The sequence below is a fragment of the Bradyrhizobium zhanjiangense genome (assembly GCF_004114935.1).
Lineage (GTDB): Bacteria > Pseudomonadota > Alphaproteobacteria > Rhizobiales > Xanthobacteraceae > Bradyrhizobium > Bradyrhizobium zhanjiangense.
The window spans coordinates 3,704,644-3,726,796 of record NZ_CP022221.1 but is presented as its reverse complement, the minus strand read 5'-3'; the positions used below and the strand labels follow the sequence as shown (position 1 = coordinate 3,726,796).

Sequence of the window (22,153 nt, the reverse complement as noted above, 5' to 3'; positions counted from 1 at the left end):
CGGGCAACTACTGGAGCGGGCCCGCGGCGCGTTCGTCTTTCGGCGGATATGGCCGCCGCCGACTTTCCGTCTTCCCCGCCAGTACGAGGAATGATGATGTGTGGAGGTACTGCCGACCAGGCGGCACAGTGCGCGAGGTACGCCCTTACTGCTTGGGCGCCGGCGCCATCATCGCGCCGCCCTTTTTCGTCGCGGGTGCCGCCGGCTTCGTGGCAGCGGCCTGCGCAGGGAGATATTTTGCCACGATGGCAGGATCGACCTGGGCCATGTAGGCATCCGGCAGGCGCGTCCAGGTCTCGTCCTTGCCGAGCAACGCGATGCCGAGATAGCCGCGCAGCGTCAGTGTCTGGCCATCAGGACTGACCTTCATGTTGGCCTTCCAGATCTGACCGTCGCGCGGATTGAGCACGTTGCCGCCTTCGTATTTCAAGCCTTCGCGCTTCATGTTGCGGACGAAGGAGATGCCGAGCACCGGCGCGTTCTTGCGATCGTCGGTGCACTTGGAGCAAACCTCGTTCGGATCGTCGGTTGGCCGCGGGAAGGTTTTTGCGATCACGCCTTCAAAGATGCCGTTGTGGTCGACGAAGAGGAACCATCCGACTGTTTTGCCGTCTTCGACCTTCTGCCAGAGGCCCGCCGCTGTAGGCTCGGCGGTCTGCGCCGCAGACCGTGTCACCGCAAGAAGCGACAACGCGAGCGCGAGGAAGGGAAGCAGCCGAGAGCTGGACAGGAAATTCCGCATTAGATCACCTTGCTATTCCACGACTGGAATGGCCGCAGACTACGGCGATTTCGCGAATGGTTCCAGCACCAGAAACATGGGGTCGCCTCCTGCTCAGCACCGTCAGTTGACACCGAGCTTCTTTTGCAGGCTGGAGGATGAGGTCGTGTACTGGAACACCAGCCGCTTCTCCGGATAGACGTAACGATGGGCTTTTTGCGACATCAGCGCGCCCTCGTGGAAGCCGCACAGGATCAGCTTGATCTTGCCGGGATAGGTGTTGATGTCACCGATGGCGAAGATGCCTGATACGTTGGTCTCGAACGCCGACGTCTCGACTGGCACCAGATTGTTCTCCAGCGCAATGCCCCAGTTCGCGACCGGGCCGAGCTTCATGGTCAGTCCGAAGAACGGCAGCATGGTGTCGCAGGCAATTTCGGTCATGGCGTTGTCGTTGCCCTTGATGGTGGCGCCGGAGAGCTTGCCATCAGCGCCCGAGAGCGCCGTGACCTGCCCGAGCCTCAGATCCATCTTGCCGCCCGCGACCAGCGCGCGCATCTGCTCGACGCTGTGGGGCGCGGCGCGAAACTCGTCGCGCCGATGCAGCAGCGTGATGCGCTTGGCAATCGGATGCAGATTGAGCGTCCAGTCCAGCGCGGAATCGCCGCCGCCGACGATCAGCACGTTCTTGTCGCGGAACGTCTCCATCTTGCGCACGGCGTAGTGCACCGAAGTGCCTTCGTAGGCCTCGATCCCCGGCACCGGCGGGCGCTTGGGCTGGAACGAGCCGCCGCCGGCCGCGATCACCACCACCTTGCATTCGAACACCTTGCCGGCGTCGGTGGTGCAGCGAAAGGCGGGATCGCCGATCTTCTCCACGGTCTCGATCATCTCGCCGAGATGGAAGGTCGGATGAAACGGCTTGATCTGCTCCATCAGCGCGTCGGTCAGCCCCTGGCCCGAGACCTGCGGAATGCCGGGAATGTCGTAAATCGGCTTTTCCGGATAGAGCTCGGCGCACTGGCCGCCGACCTTGTCGAGGATGTCGACGAAATGCGCCTTCATGTCGAGAAGGCCGAGCTCGAAGGCGGCGAACAGACCGCAGGGGCCGGCGCCAATAATCAGCACATCGGTTTTGATCACGTCGCTCATGTCGTCTCTTTATCGGTCGTTATCGGTTGGACGGCGCCCTTTGGGCCGAGGTGACCCTGCCTGTCTAGCCAACGGGGATGGAACAGGGAAGGCATAAAAGCGGAGCACCCGGCCGCCGCACCCACTTGCCGGGTCAAAATAACTGGGTTGTAACGAGGAAGCATATGACGGAGATCAATCGGTGAACGCACCAAGCCGCCTCGATACGACGCCGCGCCTGGAAGACTACCCCTATCGCCTCAGCGACAACGTTCGCTTCGGCGATCTCGATCCCAACCAGCACGTCAACAACGCCGTCTACGCCACCTATTTCGAGACCGGCCGTGTCACGCTGATGAAGCTGCCGGAATATGGGCTGACGCCGCCGGGTCTTGCCTGGATCATGGTGCGGCTCGACATCCATTTCCGCGCCGAGCTGCACTGGCCGAACACGATCGAGCTCGGCCTCGGCGTGGTGAAGCTCGGACGAACCTCGGTGACCTTCGAGCAGGTCGTATTCTCGCAAGGAAAGTGCATCGCGTCGGCGAATTCGGTCGGCGTGATGATCGACGAAGCGTCGCGGCGACCGACGCCGCTCACTGCGGAAGTGGTCGCGAAGCTACGCCCCTGGCACAAGCGCGGCATCGAGGTCGCGCCGCCGCGCGCCTAATCGATGATCGAGACCCGAAGGGCGCGCTAGCTGCAAAGCGTGCGGCGGTTTTCCAGAAAAGATCATGCCCTATTGAAGGGAAGATCAGGCCTGGCGTTCCGGCGTCCCAACGACGAGCCCGTCGAGGTCGTCGGAGACCTTGATCTGGCAGGACAGGCGCGAGTTCGGGCGCACGTCGAAGCCGAAGTCGAGCATGTCCTCTTCCATCGGCGTCGGGCTGCCGACCTTCTCGCGCCAGGCTTCGTCGACATAGACATGGCAGGTCGCGCAGGCACAGGCGCCGCCGCATTCGGCCTCGATGCCGGGAATGCTGTTGCGGATGGCGGCTTCCATCACGGTTGCGCCGTTCTCGATTTCCACCGTGCGGGTTTCGCCCTTGTGGTCGACAAAGTGAATCTTGGCCATGTGTGCTCGTGCTGCCGCGGTGCTTGGAATGAAGGAGGGGTCCCGGCTGTCCTATAACGGGTCGGTCCGCCCGGCGCCATAGCGTTTTCGCGCGACCTGAATCCCGCTTCGTGGCAAGAAAACGCGTCAAAACAAAAGAGTAGAACCTGGTTCTGACAGTCCGCGCTTAAGGCTTCAGCATCGCCTCGATGGCGGTGCGGGCCTCGGTTACCGCCTCTTTTAAGGCAGCAAGGGCGTGGGGCCGGCCATGGCCGGTCCGGATCGCGGTCTCCAGGCTGGCTGCGGCATCGGCCACCGCAAAGGCGCCGATCCCGCGAGCCGAACCCTTGAGCTTGTGGGCAAGTGCGCCGGCCTCTGCCGGCAGCGCCGTCATCGCCGCAATCAGGCGGGCCGCCTGCTCCGCGAACAACGCCAGCACTTCCCGTTCCAGCTGGGCATCGCCGAGCGTCATGCGCGACAGGTGATCGAGGTCGAGCGGGCTGTCGATGGGTGCAAGCGGGGGCGAGGGCATCCAGTCCATCCGTTGCAGTTCAGGCGTCATGACCCAGGCCCCGGCATCGTGCGATGGTCCCGCCGGTCCGGCGGTCAGGTTCCTCCCACCCAAGCATGAAAATGGTTAACGAAATGTTTGGGTCGTTTGACGCAGATCCGCCGGTTTGTTGACTAAAAGTTGCCGTAATCTGCCAAGTTCGGTGGAGAATTGCATTTATTGCTAAGGCGTTACGGCCCGATCCTGTTAACGATGATTAAGATTGTCTTAATCGCGGGCATTTCATTCGAGACGCTCTGCCAATAGGATGTTGCAGAAATTGGCGGACAAGCCGTCCGGGTGGGGACGGCTCGGAGATCCGCGCAAGCGGCATGATCCGGTCTGTGGGCTTGCGTAACGCGCAGGGCTCGCGGGGGGACGCGTACAAGTAACGAGGGCTCGGACTGACATGGCGAACACTCCGAAAAAGGTCAAAGACCCCACAGAAGTTGCGCTTTCTGCGATCCAGGAAGCCCTCAACATCAGTGACACCGCTGCGGATACGAGCCGCAACGCCGCGATGCGCAACGAAACGCCGCCTCCGGTGGCGCCGCCCGAGCCACCGATCTTCGACGAGCCGAGCTTCGAGCCGCGCGCCGCCGCCAACGAACGAGCATCCGCGTTCGACCCGATCGAAGAGCCGCGCACCTCGCGCCGCGCCGCCAATGACGACCGCGAGACAATCGGCCAGCTGCTCCAGGCGCTTCAGAAGGGTCGCCCTGCCCGCAGCGTCTACACCTTCGCCACCATCTTTGCCGGCGTCTGGCTCGCCGCCTGCGCCGCGCTGACGTTCGGTTTCCTGCCCTCGATCCAGGCCGCCGTGGGCCAGAGCGGCGGCGTGCTCGTCATTGCCGGCCTGATCGCGATGTTCTTCGCGCCCATCATGCTGTTCTACTTCCTGGCGAGCCTCGTCTGGCGCAGCCAGGAAATGCGCATGATCGCGCAGGCGATGGCGCAGGTCGCGATCCGCTTCTCCGAGCCGGAAGGCTCGGCCTCCGATTCCATGGTCACCGTCGGCCAGGCCATCCGCCGCGAGGTCGCGGCGATGGGCGACGGCATCGAGCGCGCGATTGCGCGCGCCGGCGAGCTCGAGACGCTGGTCGCCAACGAGGTCGCGGCGCTCGAGCGCGCCTATTCCGACAACGAGGTGCGCATCCGCGCCCTGCTCCAGGACATCGCGCATCAGCGCGACAATCTGGTCGGCCAGGCCGAGCAGGTCCGCAGCGCCATCTCCGGGGTGCAGATCGACCTGCGCCACGACATCGCGCTGATCTCGGACGCGATTGCCTCGCGCGTCGACGAGGTGGCCAAGTCCATCACCGGCGCGCTGGAAGAGCGCGGCGCGCACATCACCAGCGCCTTGAGTAACGCCGGCGACAACATGATCCTGGCGCTCGGCGAGCGCGGCGGTGACCTGCTCGACCGCCTCGAGGAGGCCAGCAACGAGACTACGCGCGCCGTGCTCGACGCCAGCGAGCGGCTGACCACCAGCCTCAACTTCAAGACCGGCCACGTCCACGACGAGTTCGTCGACCTCGCCGACCGCGTCCATGAGATGTTGAACGAGCGCATCGACCGCATCACCGGCGAGTTCGAGCAGCGCTCCGCCGCGATCGTCGACGGCATCTCGGAGCGCACCGAGCAGGTGCACGATTCCCTGAAGAATTCGTCGGATTCGCTGCTGCTCGAGCTCGAGCTGCGTTCCAACGACATCTCCGCCAAGATCGACGACGCCGGCAACCGGCTCGCCGGCCAGATCATGACGAGCGGCGACAAGGCGAGCGAGGCGCTCGACGCCACTGTCAACACCCTGGTCGCCAAGGTCGTCAGCCAGACCGAGACCGCGCACGATTCGCTGTCGCTCCAGATGAGCGCCTTCGACGAGCTCGTGAGGAACCAGGGCACCGAGCTGGTCGAGAAGTTCGCCCGCGACTCCGGCACGCTGGGCGCGCTGATTACGCGCCACATCTCCGAGTTCGACCGCACCGTGAAGACCTTCGGCGGCGAGATCGTTGAGCGCATGGGCCAGCGCACGCAGGACATCGCCGAGACGCTGAAGACCTATGTCGACAATTTCGACACCCGCTTCACGTCCAATGGCGGCGCGATCACGGCCTTGCTCGACCAGCGCCTCGTGCAATTCGAGACCACGATCGGCGAACGCGTCAGCAACTTCGACGCCTCCTTGAACGGCAAGTTCGCCAGCCTGGACGGTACGATCGAAGGCCACATCAGGACCTTCGACGAACAGCTCATCGGCCGCGTCGCCGAGCTCGAACAGTCGTTCGACAGCCGCGCCAGGTCCATGACCGAAACCATCGACGGACGCATCAATACATTGGCGATGTCGCTGAGCGACGGTGCCGCGCAGGCGATCCAGTCGATCGATGGCCGCCTGACCCATCTCACGACGTCGCTGACCGGCGGCGCATCGCAGGCCATCGAAAAGATCGATACGCGGCTCAACCACCTCACCACCTCGCTGACCGACGGCGCATCGCGGGCCATCGAAACGATCGACACGCGCCTCAACCACCTCACCACCTCACTGACCGACGGCGCATCGCAGACCCTCCAGTCGATCGACACGAGGCTGACGCATCTCACGACGACGCTGACCGGCGGCGCATCGCAGGCGCTCGAGTCCATCGACTCCCGCCTCACCTACCTGACCACGGCGGTGACGAACGGCGCCTCGCAGGCCGTACAGTCGATCGACACGCGCCTCACACTGCTGACCTCGACCCTCACCGATGGCACAGCGCAGGCGATCGAGGCGGTCGACCGCCGCATCACCGGCGTCACCGAGATCATGGACGGCCGCAGCACGCATCTGGCCGACACGGTCACGGCGCGCTTCCAGGAGATCCACCAGGCCATCGAGAGCAAGGTCGGTTCGGTCGCTAACGACATCGACGTGCGCGTGGCGCAGTTCGAGGACCTGCTCGGCTCGCGCGTCGAGGCCGTCGCCGGCCGCATCGAGAGCAGCGGACGCCAGGCCAGCGAGGACATGATGTCCCGCGCCGAGATGATCTCGACCGCGATCCGCTCGCATGTCGAAGATGCCGAGCGCTCGCTCACCAACCTCGTCGTCAACACCAGCGAGACCATCCAGACCGGCGCGCGCACCGCTCAGCAGTCGCTGCTGACGGTCTCCTCCGACGTCAATGCCCAGCTCAAGATGACCTCCACCGAGGTCGAGCGTGCGCTGACCGCGGTCGGCACCGGTGCTGCGAATTCGATCCTGACCAGCGCCCGCGAGGCGCAGTCGACCCTGGTCGCCGCGTCGGGCGAGGCGTCGAACCAGCTCAAGGGACTCGCTGCCGACGTCGAACGCACGCTGTCCGCGGCGGGCTCGGCCACCGCGGCCTCGATCCTGGCCGGCGCCCGCGAAGTGCAGACCACACTCGTCACCGCCTCGTCGGATGCGACCAACCACGTCAAGACGCTCACCGCCGACGTGCAGCGCTCGCTATCGCTGGCCGGCACCAGCACGGCGGAGTCGATCGTCGCCGGCGCCCGCGATGCACAGGGCGCGCTGATCGCAGCTTCGACCGAGACCGCCAACCAGATCAAGGCGCTGTCTTCCGACGTGCAGCGCTCGCTTTCGATGGCGGGCACCTCGACCGCCGAGACCATCATGAGCGGCGCCCGCGAGGCCCAGAGCACGCTGGTCACGGCATCCTCGGATGCGGCGAGCCAGGTCAAGTCGCTTGCGGCCGAAGTGCATCGTTCGCTCTCGCAGGTCGGCGTGTCGACCGCCGAGACGATCACCACCAGCGCCCGCGACGCCCAGAGCACCCTGCTCGCGGTCTCGGCCGAGCAGACCAGCCAGGTCCGTTCGCTCGCGGCCGAGATGCAGCGCGCGCTGGCGACCGCCGGCGGCGCCACCATCGAGGCGCTCACCGGCGGCATCCGCGAGGCCCAGGGCACGCTGATCTCCGCCTCGACGGACGCGGCGAGCCAGATCAAGTCGCTGACCACGGACATCGAGCGCACGCTGACCGCGGTCGGCGCCGATACCGCCTCGACGATCCTCAACAGCGCACGTGAGGCGCAGACCTCGCTGACCTCGACCTCGGCGGACGCCGCGAGCCAGATCCGCACGATCTCGACCGAGATCGAGCGTACGCTGAGCGCAGCTACCGCGAACGCGACCAACGACATCCAGACCAGCGCGCTCAACGCCCAGAACGCGCTGATATCTGCCTCCAACGAGGCGAGCTCGCGGGTCAAGTCGAGTTCGGCCGATGTCGAGCGCTCGGTGCTCGCCGCCAGCAGCAGCTTCGGCCAGGCCATGACCGGCAAGACCGACGAGATCGTCACCTATGTGCAGCAACAGGCCGACCGTCTGTCGAACATGATCGACGCCAAGCGCGGCGCTCTGGTCGACGCGATCGGCTCCAAGACTAGCCAGCTCACGCTTGACATCGACCGCGTCACCTCCGACGCGCTGAAGTCGATCGAGACGCGCGGCCAGGCCTTCTCGCAGACCATGATGGGCAACGGCTCGGAAGTCGCCCGCGCCATCAATACGGCGAGCGAGATCGCCACCGGCGCGGTCGGCAAGTCGCTCAAGGACCTCGAGCAGGCCTCGCGCTCGGCGATCGACCAGTCGCGCCAGGTCTCGATCGCGGCCGTCACTGAGATGCAGGAGACCAGCAAGATCCTGCGCACCGACACGGTGGCGCTGTTCGAGCGGCTGCGCGAAGGCAACATCCTGCTCCAGGAGGTGCTGACCGGTGCGCACGACAACCTCAACTCGCTCGAGCGGGCGCTGGTAACGCGCGTCGCCGACTTCGTCTCCGCGATGAACGACGTCACCTCGCGCAACGGCGCTGCGACGCAGAACCTGGAAGACCAGCTCAACGTCTTCAACAGCAAGACCACGAAGGCGCTCCAGGATCTCGGCGAGCTGTCGACCCAGTTCGACAAGCACGGCAAGGCGCTCGTCGAGGCCGCGCAGGTCGTCGAGCAGAGCAACAAGAACACCACCGCCTCGCTCGCCGAGCGCAAGCAGGCGCTGGAATCGCTCGTCACCACGATCGACCTGCGCACGGCCGATCTCGACCAGCGCCTGTCGCGCTTCACCGGCCTGCTCGATGAATCGCTGGCCGCAGCCGAAGAGCGTGCCCGCGACATCGCCCGCGTCGTCGCCGAGACCGCCGGCGCAGGCTCGGCCGCGATCACCCGCCAGTTCGAGGCGGTGCGCGCGGCGTCCGAAGAGGAGCACCGGCAGACCATCGATGCCATGCATGACATCTACCGCCAGACCACCGACGAGGCGGATGTGATGTTCAAGCAGTCGACCGAGAAGTTCTCGAACCTCGTCGCCAGCATGAAGCAGATGGCACTCGAGATGCACAACGAGCTCGAGGCCACCCGCAACGAGCTGCGCCGCGGCGTGCTCGAGATGCCGCAGGAGGCCGCCGAGAGCACTGCGCAGATGCGCAAGGTGATCGTCGACCAGATCGAGGCTCTCGCCGAACTCAACCGCATCGTGGCCCAGCATGGCCGCGGTCTCGACGTCACGACGACGAACCGCGCCAGCGTGCAGCGCCAGGAAGAGCCGTCGGTGCTGGCAGCCGTCGGCGGCCGCGCCACCGAGACCCGCATGCGGGACACCGGCAGCGCCTCGACGCTGCCGCCGCCGGACCTCGGCATGCCGGCTGCGCGCCGCACCGAAGCGCCGCCGGTCGCGCCTGCCGGCAACGACCAGGGCCGCGACGGCTGGCTGTCGGACCTGCTCAACCGCGCCGACACCGGTCCTGCCGCTCCGAACGGCCGTGAGGCTCCGCGCGGCCGCGCGGCACCCGCGCCGCAGCCGCAGGCGCCGCAGGGTGGTGGCAATCCGCTGGAATCGCTGTCGCTCGACATCGGCCGGCTGATGGACCGTAACCTCGCTGCCGAGATGTGGGACCGCTACCAGCGCGGCGAGAACAAGGCCTTCACCAAGCGCCTCTACACGCCCGCCGGCCAGAAGGCCTTCGACGAGGTCGCCCGCAAGTATCGCGCCGACCGCAACTTCAAGGGTACGGTCGACCGCTATGTCGCGGAGTTCGAACGCCTGCTCGACGAAGTCGCCCGCGACGGCCGCGGCCCGCAGGAGCTGCGCAGCCACCTGATCTCGGAGACGGGATTGGTCTACACGCTGCTGGCCCACGCCGCGGGACGGCTGGGATAAGCAGCAGGTCTCGCAAGACAGCACGATGAAAACGGAGGCCTCGCGGCCTCCGTTTTGTTTTGCCTCAGGGTCAGGTCGCGCCGGACTGGCCGAATGACAGTCGCTCGGCCAGGACCGCAGCCTGGGTGCGCGAGCCGACGCCGAGCTTGCGCAGGATCGTCGAGACGTGGCCCTTCACCGTCTGCTCGGCGATGTCGAGCTCACCCGCGATCTGCTTGTTGAGCTTGCCTTCGACGATCATCGCGAGAATGCGCAGCTGCTGCGCCGACAACGAGGCCATTCGCGCAGCAAGCTCGACATCGGCGCTCTGGATCGAGCCGCGCCCACCGACATTGGGCGGCATCCAGATCTCGCCGGCGAGGATCTTCGTGATCGCATCCGCCATCTCGGGCAGGCTGAGCGATTTCGGGATGTAGCCGGACGCGCCGTAGGCGATAGCGCGGCGGATCGTGGCGGCATCCTGACGCGCGGAGATGATCGCCACCGGCACCGTCGGGAATTGCGCCGACAGGATGAACAGCGCGGCAAATCCCTGGATACCCGGCATGGTCAGATCCCAGAGGATCAGGTCGATCTCGTCGGACTGGGCCGTCAGCACGCCGGTCGCCTCGTCAAGCGACTGGCAGGCGATGATGTCGAGATCCGGCAGCACGCTCGACAGCGCGCTGCGCAACGCGGCCTGTACCAGCGGATGATCGTCGCCGATCAGGATGCGCATTGTCAGGGGATCTCCTGTTTCGTCCCGAACTGCCGGCTGAGGGCTTCGCCGCCGAGGAAGCGCCGCAGAGCCGCCGGCTTGACCGGCTTCGACAGGATCTCGCAACCGCGCGCCCTCGCCTCCTTGCGCACCGCCTCGCTGCGATCGCCGGTGACGACCAGCGCGCGGACCTCGCCGCTCGACTTCTGCCTGAGATCGTCGAGAAAGTCCAAGCCGCTGCGGCCGCCATCGAGATGGTAATCGAGCAGCACGATGTCGGGTGGGCTGGCTGTGGCCGCAGCCATCGCCTCGGCGGCATTCGCCGCGACCAGCACGCGATGTCCCCAGGCGCCGAGCAGCGCCGTCAGACCCTGAAGGATCGTCGCATCATTGTCGAGGCACAGGATCGTCAGCGGCCGTTCCGCCGCCACGGGCGCTGAACTCGCAGGATTGCGCTGAAGGGGCCTGCCCGTTCCGCGCGCAAGCGGCACCGTGACGGCGAAGCACGAACCATGTCCCGGGCGCGAATGGACGTCGATGGCATGGTCCAGCAGCCGCGATACACGATCGACGATGGCGAGCCCCAGCCCCAATCCCTTCTCCGACCCGGGCGCGAGGCGCTGGAACTCCTCGAAGATGCGCTTCTGGTCAGAAGCTGCGATTCCGACGCCGGTATCCCAGACCTCGATGCGCAGCGCGTCACCGCGCCGCCGGCAACCAAGCAGGATGCGTCCCTTGGGCGTGTAGCGGAGTGCGTTCGACAGCAGGTTCTGCAAGATGCGACGCAGCAGATGCGGATCGCTGCGCACTGCGAGGCGGCAATCCACGACGTCGAGGTCGAGCCCACGCTCGCGCGCCATCGCCGAGAACTCGAGGTTCAACTGCACGAAGAGATCCGCGATCGGAAAATCGAAAACCTCGGCGCGAACGGCGCGGGCATCATAGGAGGAGATGTCGAGCAGCCTGTCGAGCACGTGCTCGGTCGAGCGCAGCGCGGTAATCGCGCTGCTCGCCAAGGTACGCTCCTTGTCGGCATCACCAGCTCGCGACGAAGCATGCAGGCTCTCGTCGAGCGCGGACAGGAACAGACGGGCCGCATTCAATGGTTGCAGCAGATCGTGGCTGGCCGCCGCCAGGAAGCGGGTCTTGCCGAGATTGGCCTGCTCTGCGTCCGCCTTCGCCAGCTCGAGCGCCTCGGTCCGCTCACGGACACGCAGCTCGAGCCCCTCATTGGCGCGTCGTAAGGCTTCCGCGGCGCGATGACGTTCGGTAACGTCGGTATAGGTCGAAACGTAACCACCCTCGGCAACGCGATCATAGACGATCTCGAGCACCGTGCCGTCCGGCCGCTTGCGCTCATACAGATAGGGCCAGCTCTGCGTGGCGACGTCACGATTGACCAGGAGCGCGGCAAATTCGGACGCGGCATATTCGCCGCGCTCGACGTTGAAGGCAATGAGATCCGCCAGTGGAAGACCGACGCGAACGAAATCCGGCGGCAGGTCCAGGAGCGCGATGAAACGGCCGTTCCAGGCCGTGATGTTGAAATCCGCATCGAACGCACAAATGCCCTGCGGCACGCTCTCCAGCGTGCTCTGCAAAAGGCTGCGGTTGAACCGCAACGCCTCGGAGGCTTCATCGAGCATCGCCATCGCCGCGCGCCGCGACAGCGAGTGCCCTTCCAGCGACGCGGCGATGACCACGCGCGCCGATGCCGCACCAATCGCGCCGGCAAGCAGATTCTCGGTGAATCGGATCGAGTCGAGATCGACGAAGCCTGACGGATCGAGGCGCGGCCCGCTGCCGGCGATGCGCGCAGCGAGATAGCTGTCGAAGGCCGCGGCGCCCCGCACGGGCCCGACAAAGCGCAAGGCCAGCGCCCGGAGATCATCGAGGCGGACCACCACGCGCGAAGACAGCCTTGGGGTATTTTCGCGGACGACGCCATCGGCAAACGCCGCGGCCTGGTTGCGCTCGACGGTCGACTGCCGGCCCAGCGCCGAGACCATCAGAAAGCACACGAGGTTGGCGCCGAGGCTCCAGAGTGTGGCATGCGAGATCGGATCGATCCCTTCGAGACCCAGCAGCGCGTTCGGCTTGAGCCAGGCGAGCTGCCACGGGCCGTGGCGGACGATCTCCTCGATCGCGGGCCAGAGCGGCGCGGCCGAAGGGAGCAGCAGCGCATAGGCCCAGATCAAGAAGCCGATGGCGATCCCGATCGAGGCGCCGGCTTTGTTGGCACGCGGCCAGAACAGCCCTCCGACGAACGCCGGACCGAATTGCGCGACCGCGACGAACGACAGGAGTCCGATCACGGTGAGCGGATAGGACTGGTTGACCAGGCGGTGCATCAGATAGGCGAGCAGCAGGATACCGAGGATCGAGAGCCGGCGCACCGTCACCAGCACCGAGGTCATCGGCCGGCTCTGCGCACGCAGGCCAAAGACGCGCGAGCGCAGCAGCAGCGGCATGATGACGTCGTTGCAGAGCATGGTGCTGAGGGCGACGGACGTCATGATCACCATGCCGGTGGCGGCCGACAGCCCGCCCAGGAAGGCGATCAGGCTGACGGTGCTCGCGTCCGCCGCGATCGGCAGCGAGATGACGTAGGTGTCGGGGTCCATCATCGCGCCGAACCTGGCAAGCCCGGCCGCGGCGATCGGCAGGATCAGCAGGCTGAACAGCGCAAGATAGCTCGGATAGAGCCATGCCGCAGTGCGCGTATGGCTAGGTGCCTCGTTCTCGACGACGGCGACATGGAATGCCTGCGGCAGGCACAGGAAGGCGATCGCCGAGATGATGATCGTCGCAGGCCACACCGGTTGCGTCGGATCGAAGCTCAGGATGCCCGCCAGTTGCGGCTCCGATTGAAATTGCGACAGCAGAGCGGCCGGCCCGCCGGATAGTCCGAACAGCACGAACAGGGCGACGATCAGGAATGCGAGCAGCTTGACGACGCTCTCGAAGGCGATCGCGAGCATCAGGCCGCGATGATGCTCGCTGGCATGGACGTGCCGGACGCCGAACACGATCGCGAACAGCGCCATCGACGCGGCGACGCCGAATGCGGAATCCTGCCAGAACCGCAGCGCTTCGCCGCCGGCACGCTCGGGCTGGAGGATCAGGTAGTCAAAACTCTTGCCGACGGCCTTGAGTTGGAGCGCGATATAGGGAAGCACCCCAAGCAGCGATGCGAGCGTCACGAAGGCCGCGAGCACCTGGCTCTTGCCGTAGCGCGCGGCGATGAAGTCCGAAATCGAGGTGACGTTTTGCGCCTTCGCGATCGCAATCACCTTTGACAGGACTCTCTGGCCGAACAGCAGCACCAGGGTCGGGCCGATATAGATCGTGGCAAAGTCCAGCCCGCTGGTCGCGGCCCGCCCGACCGATCCGTAGAAGCTCCAGGAGGTGTTGTAGACCGCAAGCGTGAGGCAATAGCTGATCGCGGCCGCCCAGGAGTTTGGCGACACCAGCGGCCCACCGGCGCTCCGTCGGTCGCCCCACCAGGCCACCAGGAACAGCGTGGTCACATAGCCGGCAGCGACCGCAAGAACGAACCACGCCTGCAAGACATCCTCACCCGAGACCGTCTGATCCGCCGGCGACGAGCGGGGCCAGATCGCGGGCGGATACTATAGCGTTTTCAATCGCATGGAAGGCTATTCATTCCGGAAAAGGCCGGCGGCCGGAGCATCCCCGGCCGCCGCTGGCGGATCAAATCAGGCCGCCTCGCGGGACAGCCGCTCCTGCGGCGCGCGCTTGAGCACGAGGTTGACCACGACGGCAACCACGATGTTGAGCGCGAGCGCCAGGAGGCCGGTGTAGAGAGCAACCGGGCCCATGCCGAAATCGATGGTGTGGAGCGGCTTCAGCCCGTCCGACCAGGCGAGCCACGATCCGCCCGCAAGGCCGACGGCCCAGCCAGCCAGGAGCGCCGTGCTCGAGAACCAGTTCAGATAGAGGCCGAACACCAGCGCCGGCAGGGTCTGCAGGATCCAGAGGCCCCCGAGCAGCTGGAGGTCGAGCGCGAACTGCGTCGGCATCAAGAGGATGGCGAGCAGCGCGCCGACCTTCACCAGCATGGAGGTGATCTTGGCGACCTTCGCCTCACCCGCCGGCGTCACCTTCGGATCGACCCACACTTTCCAGAAGTTGCGGGTGAACAGATTGGCGGCGCCAATGCTCATGACCGCGGCCGGCACCAGCGCGCCGATCGCGATCGCGGCGAAGGCGAAGCCCGCGAACCAGCTCGGGAACAGGGACTTGAACAGCTCAGGCACGACGTCGTTGTTGCTCGCGAGCTTCAGCCCCGCCGCATGGCCCATGTAGCCCAGCAGCGCGAGCAGGCCGAGCAGCAGCGTGTAGGCCGGCAGCAGCATCGCATTCTTACGAATGGTGTTGCCACCCGAGGACGCGAAAATGCCGGTCAGCGTGTGCGGATACATGAAGGCCGCGAGCGCGGAGCCCAGCGCCAGCGAGGCATAAGGCACGATCTGTGCCGGCGACAGCAGGATCCCGCCCGAACCCTTGGCAGCGAATGCCGCATCCGCCGCGGTGAAGATCGCGCCGTAACCGCCAAGCTTGGACGGCACGATCGCGATCGCGGCGATCACCACGATGTAGATCATGATGTCCTTGACGAAGGCGATCAGCGCCGGTGCGCGCAGCCCCGACGAATAGGTGTAGAGCGCCAGCACCAGGAAGGCGAGAACGAGCGGTATCTCGCCGTGCAGGCCGAGCGCCTTGATGGCCACCTCCATGCCGATGAGCTGGAGCGCGATGTAGGGCATCGTCGCCAGCACGCCGGTGGCCGCGACCGCGAGCTCGAGCCCGCGCGATCCGTAGGCCCCGCGCACCACGTCGCCCGCCGTGACATAGCCGCGCTCCTTGGCGACCTTCCACAACACCGGCATCACCGCGAACACGAAGGGATAGACGATGATGGTGTAGGGAAGCGCGAAGAAGCCGTAGGCGCCGACCGCATAGACCAATGCAGGCACGGCGATCACGGTGTAGGCGGTGTAGAAGTCGCCGCCGACCAGAAACCAGGTGATCCAGGTGCCGAACTTGCGGCCGCCGAGGCCCCACTCGTCGAGATGGGCGAGCGTCTCCGGCTTGCGCCATCGCGAGGCGACGAAGCCCATGCCGGTGACGAGGATGAAGAGCGCAAGGAATACGGCGAACGCCGCGCTATCGACATTAGCCAGCACGACGCAACCTCCTGTAGACGATATAGGTGAGGAGCGAGGTCAGCGGCACCCAGGCGAGCTGGTACCAGTAGAAGAACGGAAAGCCGAACAGATGCGGCTCCCGGATATTGTAGAACGGCACGATCATCAGGCCGATGAACGGCAACAACAGCAACAGACGTATCACGCTCTCCTCCCCTATGAGTGAAGTCGACGCGCCTTTTCGTGGACGCGACTTGAGCGCGATATAACTGACAATGACGGCCAGCCCCTCCCCCTACGTTGGCTCGGCCAGACCCCCATACTTTCGTATCGGCGGCGACTTCGGATCGCTTGCGTTCCGACCTATTTCAGGATATATTTCCAGAGATAAGAGCGCGAGAATTCCAGTGGCCGACACAGCGCAAAAGAGAGCACTGCGAAATTACCGGGCCAGGCTGACCAAGCGCGGCATGGCGCGGTTCGAGGTGCTCGGGCTCGATACCGACCGCGAATTGATCCGCTCAATCGCCAAGCAGCTTGCCGAGGATGGGACCGAGGCCGAACGAATCCGATCTACATTGCGTCAAACGATGACAGCGGAACCCGCCAAGAAGGGCGGCATCCTTGCCGCGCTGCGACGCTCACCGCTCGTCGGGACAGACCTCGATGTCACGCGCGCGCGCGTAACGGGTCGCAAGGTTGACCTGTGACACGGTACCTCCTCGACACCAACATCATCAGCCATGTCACGAAACCGAGTCCGTCGCCGGTACTCCTGGCGTGGCTGGCAGACCAGAACGATGACGATCTGTTCGTCTCTTCCCTGACGATCGGAGAAATCCTGCGAGGCATCCTGGAAAAGCCGGCGGGACGAAAGCGAAATGCACTTGAAACCTGGTTCGCCGGACCTGAAGGACCACCATTGCTTTTCGCAGGTCGCGTGCTGGCTTTCGACGAGCAAGCAAGCCTGATCTGGGCGCGCCTCATGGCGCGTGGCACCGCCACCGGCAGGCCGCGGAGTGCGCTCGATATGATTATCGCCGCCGTGGCCGAGGCCAATGACTGCGTTGTTGCGACGGACAACGAAAAGGACTTCGCAGGATTTAAATTCGTCAATCCGCTGCGCAATCGCGAGGCGCGCTAGCCGCTGTCCGCACGATGCCTGGCTAGAGTCGTTGCAAGTATTGGAAAGACCCGGCTCCCACCCTCGTCAACAATCCTGTTCGATCGCGCTTCGCCTACTCGGCGCCTACAAAGATGGGCACATCGAGATTACGTATCCGACGGTGTACGCCTACTCACTCCAGGAGCTCTCGCCAGATGCGCCATCGCACGGTGATTGGCGCTACGACGAGTTTCGTATCTCGGATCGCGGTCACTTGATTCACGAGATTGAGTGGGCCTACCGCGCCCAATGCAAAGCGTTCGTATGGGTGATCGAAGCCGATGATATCGACTTCCGATGGATACCGATGCAGGGGGCCAACGGAAACTAGGAGGTCGGAACCTACTGCCTGCGGCGCTCGTTCGACGCCGCCGGCTTCGGCGGCTCGGGCGGCGGGGCTGCTTGCGATGAGTTGCTGGCGCCGAACAGGACGCGGGTCGGGTTGCGGTCGAAATTGTTCACGGCGCGGCTGATGTCGCCGAGGGTGCGGCGGCCGTCGCTCATCAGCGCGCCGGAGCGCTTGTCGAAGTCCTCGGCCAGTTCGCGGATCGACTTGACCGCCTGGAACAGCTCGCCGCCGTCCTTGCCGCCGGCGAGCGTGTTGAGGCCGAGCATGAGACTGTCGGCCTTGAGCATGACACCGTCGACCTTGGCCATCATGCCGTCGATCTTCTCGGAGTTGCGGGCGAGCGAGTTGGTGAAGGTCTCCAGATTCTTCAGCGAGTTCTTCACCGATTCCTGATTGTCGGCGACGATCTTGTTGATGTTCTGCAGCGTGCCGCGGATCGCCTCGGTGACGTCCTGGAGCTTGTTGGGGTCCGCCGTCAGCGTCGGGATGCCATCCTGGTCGAGCGGCGGTGCGGCCGCGGCCTCGTCGCCGCCCTTGAGCGAGATTGCGGCGACCCCCGTGAGGCCCTGGAATTCGAGGCCGACTAGCGTGTCCTTGCGGATCGGGGCGTTGTTCTCGATCATGGCGAGTGCGACAACCCGCCGCGGGTTGTCCAGCTTCACCGAGACCACCTCACCCACCCTGATACCGTTGAAGTTGACGCTGCCGCCGTTGCGCAGGCCCGCCGCCGGGCCCTCGAACACGACGCGTAGGGGGGTGCGCTGCTTGGTGGTGTGCAGCGATTGAAACCACAGCACGAAGCCGATCGCGGCGGCGATCACCGCCAGTGTGAACGACCCGATCAATACGTAATTCGCCCGCGTTTCCATCAGGTGCTCCGGCTAATCAACCCAGCTCTTAACCCATGACCGCGCGGGCGCGCTTGCCATGGAAATACTGCCTCAGCCAGGGATGCTGGGAGGCCTGCATGTCGGCGATCGACCCTGCCGCAATGATCTTACCGTTCCCTAAAACGGCGATGCGGTCACATGCTGTGTAAAGGCTGTCGAGGTCGTGGGTTACCATGAAAACGGTCAGCCCCAAAGTGCGCTGGAGCGTCCGGACCAGCTCGTCGAAATCGCCGGCGCCGATCGGGTCGAGACCCGAGGTCGGCTCGTCCAGGAAGACGAGATCCGGATCGAGCGACAGTGCGCGTGCGAGCGCCACGCGCTTGATCATGCCGCCGGAGAGCTCGGACGGGAAGCGCTCGGCAACTTCCGGCTTGAGACCGACCATGGTCAGCTTGGCCATGGTGATCTCGTCCATCAGTCGCTGCGAGACGCGAAGATATTCGCGCATCGGAAACTGGATGTTCTGCCTCACGGTCAGCGAGGAGAACAACGCGCCCTGCTGAAACAGCACGCCCCAGCGCCGCTCCACATTTCGCCGCTGCGACGTGCTGGAGGAATCGAGGTCGACGCCGAACACTTCGATGGAGCCTGCGACCTTCGGCACGAGGCCGATGATGGTGCGCGTCAGCACCGATTTGCCGGCGCCGGATGGGCCGACAAAGCCGAGGATCTCGCCGCGCTTGACGTCGAGGTTGAGCCCATCGAGCACGCGCGTCGCGCCGAACTGCACGGTGATGTCGCGGACGCGGATGATGGGATTTTGGATCTCGCCTGCCATCGTCACATCCCGATCGAGGCGAAGAAGATGGCGAACACGCCGTCCATCACGATGACGAAGAAAATGCCCTTCACCACCGACGCCGTGGTGTGCTGTCCCAGCGATTCCGCGCTCCCCTGCACGGCGAGTCCTTCGACGCAGGCGACGATGCCGATCACGGCGGCCATCACCGGCGCCTTGACAATGCCGACGATGAAATGATCGATCGAGATGGCGTCGCGCAGCCGCAACAGGAAGGCCTCCGGCTCGACGCCGCCATAAAGCCAGGCGACGAGACCGCCGCCATAGAGCGCGGCCATCGCGCCGAGGAAAGCGAGGATCGGCAGCGCAATCACGAGCGCCATCATGCGCGGAAGCACCAGGACCTCGATCGGGTCGAACCCCATGGTGCGCAGCGCGTCGATCTCCTCGCGCATCTTCATCGAGCCGAGCTCGGCGGTGTAGGCGCTGCCCGAACGGCCCGCCACCATGATCGCGACCAAAAGCACACCGATCTCGCGCAGCACGAGCACGCCGAGCATGTCGACAACGAAGATATCGGCGCCGAACCTGCGAAAATGAAAGATGCCCTGCTGCGCGATGATGCAGCCGATCAGGAAGGTGATCAGCACGATGATCGGCACTGCGCGCCAGCAGACCTGCTCCATGTGGTGCACGGTCGAGGTCAGGCGGAGCGAGCGCGGATGGAGCAAGACGCGAAAGCCTGCCGCGAGCACCGCGCCGAGCATGTCGACGAGGCCCGCCACGGTGCCGGCAACGCCGGCCGCGGTACGGCCGATCTGCTCCAGCATGCCGGTGATGGTGATCGGGCTGCTGTCGATCACGGGGGTCGCCCGCACCCGCCGCACCTCGTCGACGAGGCTGGAATAATTGGCGGAGAGCCCGGCGATCTGCGCCTCGACGGCGCCTTGCGTCAGGCTGCGGCGCAGCCGCTCGATCAGCCAGGCGCCGAAGGTGTCGAGCTTGGCGACCTCGGAGACGTCGATGAAGATGCTTTGGGAGCCGCCGGCGAGCTTCTCGGCGTCCGCCACCATCCGCTCCAGGACCGGCGCGAAGCTCGCGGTCCAGGTTCCGGTGGCGCAGAGTGCCAGCGCATTGCCCTTGGCAATCCGCTCCAGCTTCGGATCGCCACTCAAGATGTCCGCTCCCGTGCCGAGGCGCAGGAAACGGATAGAATCGGATGGTTGCGCACGCGCCCTTACCTAGAGAAGGTATCCCCAACTGCCCATTGTTAGTTGCTACAGGTAACTAGCAGGTTCAGATTTCGCCAGAGTTCAAAATGACTTCCATGAAATTTGCCTCCCTGGCGGCGCGAATCGAGCGCTTCCCCATCGCCGGCAGCTTTAACATCAGCCGGGGGGCCAAGACCGAGGCCGTGACGGTCGTGGCGGAGATCAGCCAGGCCGGCCTGACCGGCCGCGGCGAGTGCGTGCCCTATCCTCGCTATGGCGAGACGCCCGAGGCGACGCTGGCCGCCATCGAGGCCATGCAGGACGCGGTGGCCGCTGGGCTGACCCGACAGGCCCTCCAGGCCGCCATGCCGCCCGGTGCGGCCCGTAACGCGCTGGATTGCGCCCTGATCGACCTCGAGGCCAAGGCTGGCGGCCTGCGGGCCTGGAACCTGCTGAGCCGCCCGACGCCCCGCGAACGCACCACCGCCTACACCATCTCGCTGGGCACACCCGAGGCCATGGCCGCGGCAACCGCCAAGGCCGCACACCGTCCGCTGCTCAAGGTCAAGCTCGGCGGCGAAGGCGATGGGATGCGGATCGCGGCCGTGCGCAAGGCCGCTCCCACGTCCGAGCTGATCGTCGATGCCAACGAGGCCTGGAGCGAGGCCAATCTGGAGCACAATCTTGCCGCCTGTGCCGCCGCCGGCGTCACCCTCGTGGAGCAGCCGCTGCCATCAGGCAAGGACGAGGCGCTGGCACGAATCAAGCGCCCGCTCGCGGTCTGCGCCGACGAGAGCGTGCATGACCGCTCGTCGCTCGCGCCGCTGCGCGCACGCTACGACGCCGTGAACATCAAGCTCGACAAAACCGGCGGCCTCACCGAGGCGCTGGCAATGGCCGATGCCGCGCAAGCGCTCGGCTTCGAGATCATGATCGGCTGCATGGTCGCGACCTCGCTGTCGATGGCGCCTGCGATGCTGGTGACGCCGCAGGCGCGCTTCGTCGATCTCGACGGCCCGCTGCTGCTGGCGCGCGATCGCGATCACGGCCTGCGTTACGACGAAAGCCTGGTCTATCCGCCGGACGCCTCGCTGTGGGGATGAGCCTGGAGCTGATGCCGCGCTGACCAGATCACGAGCGCACCGGCAGCGGCCATCGCCGCCATGACGTAGTACAGGCCGTCGCCGATGAGGGCGTAGATCGCGCCTGACGCGATCGAGGTCGTTGCGCCCAATAGACCGTTGCACGCGGCGTAGTAGCCCTGCCCCCGCGCGATCTGATGCGGCGGTACGCGCTGCACCAGGAGATTCATGGTGCCGACGATGGTCATGCCGAAGCTGAGACCATGGCCGAGCTGCACGATCGCGAGCAGCGCCAGCGGCGGCTCGTTGGCGGTGACGATCCAGCGCACCACGGCGCTTAGCCCCCCGATCGCCATCATCGTGGACGGATGCAGCGAGAAGCGCGGCGACAGCGCGAACACGACGATCTCGGCGATCACGCCCAACGTCCACAGCCCCGCGATCGTCAGCCCGCTGATCCCATGGAGCTGCCAGTTGATGGCCGAGAAGGTGTAATAGGCGACGTGGCTGCCCTGGATCAGCGCCGCCGAGGCGATGATGGCCCAGAAGCCGGCATCGCGCAGCAGCGCCTTGCCGGCATGCGTCTCGGTGGTCTTGCGCCTGACATCGTCGAGCGGCTGAAGCAGCAGACTGGCGAGAACCGCAACGACGGCCCATGCGACGATGACCCAGATCAGGTCGCGCGGCGCGATGCTGTCGACGAGATAGCCGCAGGCGAGCGAGCCGGCGGCAAACGCCGCCGAGCCCCACAGCCGCAACGGTCCGTAATCGAGCCCGTAACGCGCGACACCGCGCAGTGCATAGGCGTCGGTCAGTGGGGTCGTCGGCGTCCACATCACGCAGGTAAGCGCATAGATCAGGAGCAGCGCCAGCGGCTGCTGCTGCAAGCCGACCGCGGTAAAACCGATCGCCGTCGCCAGCACCGACACCATCATGGCAGTGCGAATGGCCTGTCGCTTTTCGGCAAAGGCGGTCACTTGCGGCAGCGTGGTGAAGCGCGTGATCGCCGGCAGCGCGTTGATGAGCCCGATCCAGGCCGCGTCGATGCCGATCGCCTTCAGCCAAACCGGGAAGAACGGCAGATGCGTGCCCGCGACCGCGAAGACAGCCGAATAGAACAGGGCAAGACTCACGCCAAATCGCCGCTTCTTCGCTGCCGCGATGGGGATTTGTGATTCGGACTGCATCAAACCAATTGCGATTCGGTCG

General features: G+C 65.4%; 17 protein-coding genes. 5 read left to right on the top strand and 12 right to left on the bottom strand.

The features are described from left to right. Positions 1–145: 145 nt before the first annotated feature. Together XH85_RS17425 and XH85_RS17420 are read right to left on the bottom strand one after the other, a co-directional pair. Positions 146–742 (bottom strand): DUF2147 domain-containing protein, encoded by a 597-nt coding sequence (locus XH85_RS17425; protein ID WP_128932777.1) that lies wholly within the window; start codon positions 740–742, stop codon positions 146–148. 102 nt (positions 743–844) lie between these two features. Next, complete coding sequence (locus XH85_RS17420; RefSeq protein WP_091898501.1) at positions 845–1,873, bottom strand: NAD(P)/FAD-dependent oxidoreductase; 1,029 nt, start codon at positions 1,871–1,873, stop codon at positions 845–847. 181 nt (positions 1,874–2,054) lie between these two features. On the opposite strand from XH85_RS17420, the gene XH85_RS17415 reads away from it, so the two are divergent. Further along, the gene (locus tag XH85_RS17415) at positions 2,055–2,522 is read left to right on the top strand and encodes an acyl-CoA thioesterase (RefSeq protein ID WP_091898499.1); all 468 of its coding nucleotides are present in this window, start codon (positions 2,055–2,057) and stop codon (positions 2,520–2,522) included. A gap of 84 nt (positions 2,523–2,606) precedes the next feature. On the opposite strand, the gene XH85_RS17410 is transcribed toward XH85_RS17415, so the two are convergent. Both XH85_RS17410 and XH85_RS17405 read right to left on the bottom strand, forming a co-directional pair. Then, positions 2,607–2,927 (bottom strand): 2Fe-2S iron-sulfur cluster-binding protein, encoded by a 321-nt coding sequence (locus tag XH85_RS17410; protein WP_091898497.1) that lies wholly within the window; start codon positions 2,925–2,927, stop codon positions 2,607–2,609. Positions 2,928–3,093: 166 nt separating this feature from the next. Further along, positions 3,094–3,468 carry an Hpt domain-containing protein gene (locus XH85_RS17405; RefSeq protein WP_128932776.1) on the bottom strand — a complete coding sequence of 125 codons (375 nt, stop codon included), beginning with the start codon at positions 3,466–3,468 and terminating at the stop codon, positions 3,094–3,096. A 397-nt stretch (positions 3,469–3,865) separates the two neighbouring features. Here XH85_RS17405 and XH85_RS17400 point away from each other — a divergent pair, with 397 nt between their 5' ends. Further along, positions 3,866–9,640 (top strand): apolipoprotein A-IV repeat region-like domain-containing protein, encoded by a 5,775-nt coding sequence (locus XH85_RS17400; protein WP_128932775.1) that lies wholly within the window; start codon positions 3,866–3,868, stop codon positions 9,638–9,640. Between the two features lie 70 nt (positions 9,641–9,710). Here the strand turns inward: XH85_RS17400 and XH85_RS17395 are convergent, their stop codons facing one another. The 4 genes from XH85_RS17395 to XH85_RS17380 all read right to left on the bottom strand — a co-directional run bounded on the left by XH85_RS17395 (position 9,711) and on the right by XH85_RS17380 (position 15,713). Continuing rightward, complete coding sequence (locus XH85_RS17395) at positions 9,711–10,364, bottom strand: response regulator (RefSeq protein ID WP_128937317.1); 654 nt, start codon at positions 10,362–10,364, stop codon at positions 9,711–9,713. Further along, positions 10,361–13,906, bottom strand: coding sequence for a hybrid sensor histidine kinase/response regulator (locus XH85_RS17390; protein WP_164940232.1), 3,546 nt, complete (start codon positions 13,904–13,906; stop codon positions 10,361–10,363). The genes XH85_RS17395 and XH85_RS17390 overlap by 4 nt, the downstream gene beginning before the upstream one ends. A 150-nt stretch (positions 13,907–14,056) precedes the next feature. Further along, positions 14,057–15,547, bottom strand: a complete 1,491-nt coding sequence (gene mctP / locus XH85_RS17385; RefSeq protein ID WP_128932773.1) for a monocarboxylate uptake permease MctP — start codon at positions 15,545–15,547, stop codon at positions 14,057–14,059. Continuing rightward, positions 15,537–15,713, bottom strand: a complete 177-nt coding sequence (locus XH85_RS17380; RefSeq protein ID WP_128932772.1) for a DUF3311 domain-containing protein — start codon at positions 15,711–15,713, stop codon at positions 15,537–15,539. Before XH85_RS17380 ends, mctP begins: the two co-directional genes overlap by 11 nt. 202 nt (positions 15,714–15,915) lie before the next feature. Between XH85_RS17380 and XH85_RS17375 the strand changes: the two genes are divergently transcribed. Together XH85_RS17375 and XH85_RS17370 are read left to right on the top strand one after the other, a co-directional pair. Beyond that, positions 15,916–16,218 (top strand): hypothetical protein, encoded by a 303-nt coding sequence (locus XH85_RS17375; RefSeq protein WP_245471370.1) that lies wholly within the window; start codon positions 15,916–15,918, stop codon positions 16,216–16,218. Beyond that, positions 16,215–16,652, top strand: a complete 438-nt coding sequence (locus XH85_RS17370) for a type II toxin-antitoxin system VapC family toxin (protein ID WP_128932771.1) — start codon at positions 16,215–16,217, stop codon at positions 16,650–16,652. Before XH85_RS17375 ends, XH85_RS17370 begins: the two co-directional genes overlap by 4 nt. A 363-nt stretch (positions 16,653–17,015) precedes the next feature. On the opposite strand, the gene XH85_RS17365 is transcribed toward XH85_RS17370, so the two are convergent. The 3 genes from XH85_RS17365 to XH85_RS17355 are packed head-to-tail and all read right to left on the bottom strand — an operon-like array spanning position 17,016 to position 19,826. Continuing rightward, complete coding sequence (locus XH85_RS17365) at positions 17,016–17,891, bottom strand: MlaD family protein (protein ID WP_128932770.1); 876 nt, start codon at positions 17,889–17,891, stop codon at positions 17,016–17,018. Between the two features lie 28 nt (positions 17,892–17,919). After that, the gene (locus XH85_RS17360) at positions 17,920–18,690 is read right to left on the bottom strand and encodes an ABC transporter ATP-binding protein (RefSeq protein ID WP_162500203.1); all 771 of its coding nucleotides are present in this window, start codon (positions 18,688–18,690) and stop codon (positions 17,920–17,922) included. A 2-nt stretch (positions 18,691–18,692) separates the two neighbouring features. Continuing rightward, positions 18,693–19,826: an MlaE family ABC transporter permease gene (locus XH85_RS17355; protein ID WP_128932769.1), complete on the bottom strand. Its 1,134-nt coding sequence runs from the start codon at positions 19,824–19,826 to the stop codon at positions 18,693–18,695. A 143-nt stretch (positions 19,827–19,969) separates the two neighbouring features. Here XH85_RS17355 and dgcA point away from each other — a divergent pair, with 143 nt between their 5' ends. Beyond that, positions 19,970–20,965, top strand: a complete 996-nt coding sequence (gene dgcA / locus XH85_RS17350; protein WP_128932768.1) for an N-acetyl-D-Glu racemase DgcA — start codon at positions 19,970–19,972, stop codon at positions 20,963–20,965. On the opposite strand, the gene XH85_RS17345 is transcribed toward dgcA, so the two are convergent. Further along, on the bottom strand, positions 20,935–22,131 hold the full coding sequence (locus XH85_RS17345; RefSeq protein ID WP_128932767.1) for an MFS transporter: 1,197 nt from the start codon (positions 22,129–22,131) through the stop codon (positions 20,935–20,937). The two genes, dgcA and XH85_RS17345, sit on opposite strands and share 31 nt — an antisense overlap. Between the last annotated feature and the right edge of the window lie 22 nt (positions 22,132–22,153).

Excerpts from the sequence above, each read along its gene's own strand:
- XH85_RS17425 (WP_128932777.1), bottom strand. The coding sequence starts at position 742 with ATGCGGAATTTCCTGTCCAGCTCTCGGCTGCTTCCCTTCCTCGCGCTC.
- XH85_RS17420 (WP_091898501.1), bottom strand. The coding sequence starts at position 1,873 with ATGAGCGACGTGATCAAAACCGATGTGCTGATTATTGGCGCCGGCCCC.
- XH85_RS17410 (WP_091898497.1), bottom strand. The coding sequence starts at position 2,927 with ATGGCCAAGATTCACTTTGTCGACCACAAGGGCGAAACCCGCACGGTG.
- XH85_RS17405 (WP_128932776.1), bottom strand. The coding sequence starts at position 3,468 with ATGACGCCTGAACTGCAACGGATGGACTGGATGCCCTCGCCCCCGCTT.
- XH85_RS17400 (WP_128932775.1), top strand. The coding sequence starts at position 3,866 with ATGGCGAACACTCCGAAAAAGGTCAAAGACCCCACAGAAGTTGCGCTT.
- XH85_RS17365 (WP_128932770.1), bottom strand. The coding sequence starts at position 17,891 with ATGGAAACGCGGGCGAATTACGTATTGATCGGGTCGTTCACACTGGCG.
- XH85_RS17360 (WP_162500203.1), bottom strand. The coding sequence starts at position 18,690 with ATGGCAGGCGAGATCCAAAATCCCATCATCCGCGTCCGCGACATCACC.
- dgcA (WP_128932768.1), top strand. The coding sequence starts at position 19,970 with ATGACTTCCATGAAATTTGCCTCCCTGGCGGCGCGAATCGAGCGCTTC.
- XH85_RS17345 (WP_128932767.1), bottom strand. The coding sequence starts at position 22,131 with ATGCAGTCCGAATCACAAATCCCCATCGCGGCAGCGAAGAAGCGGCGA.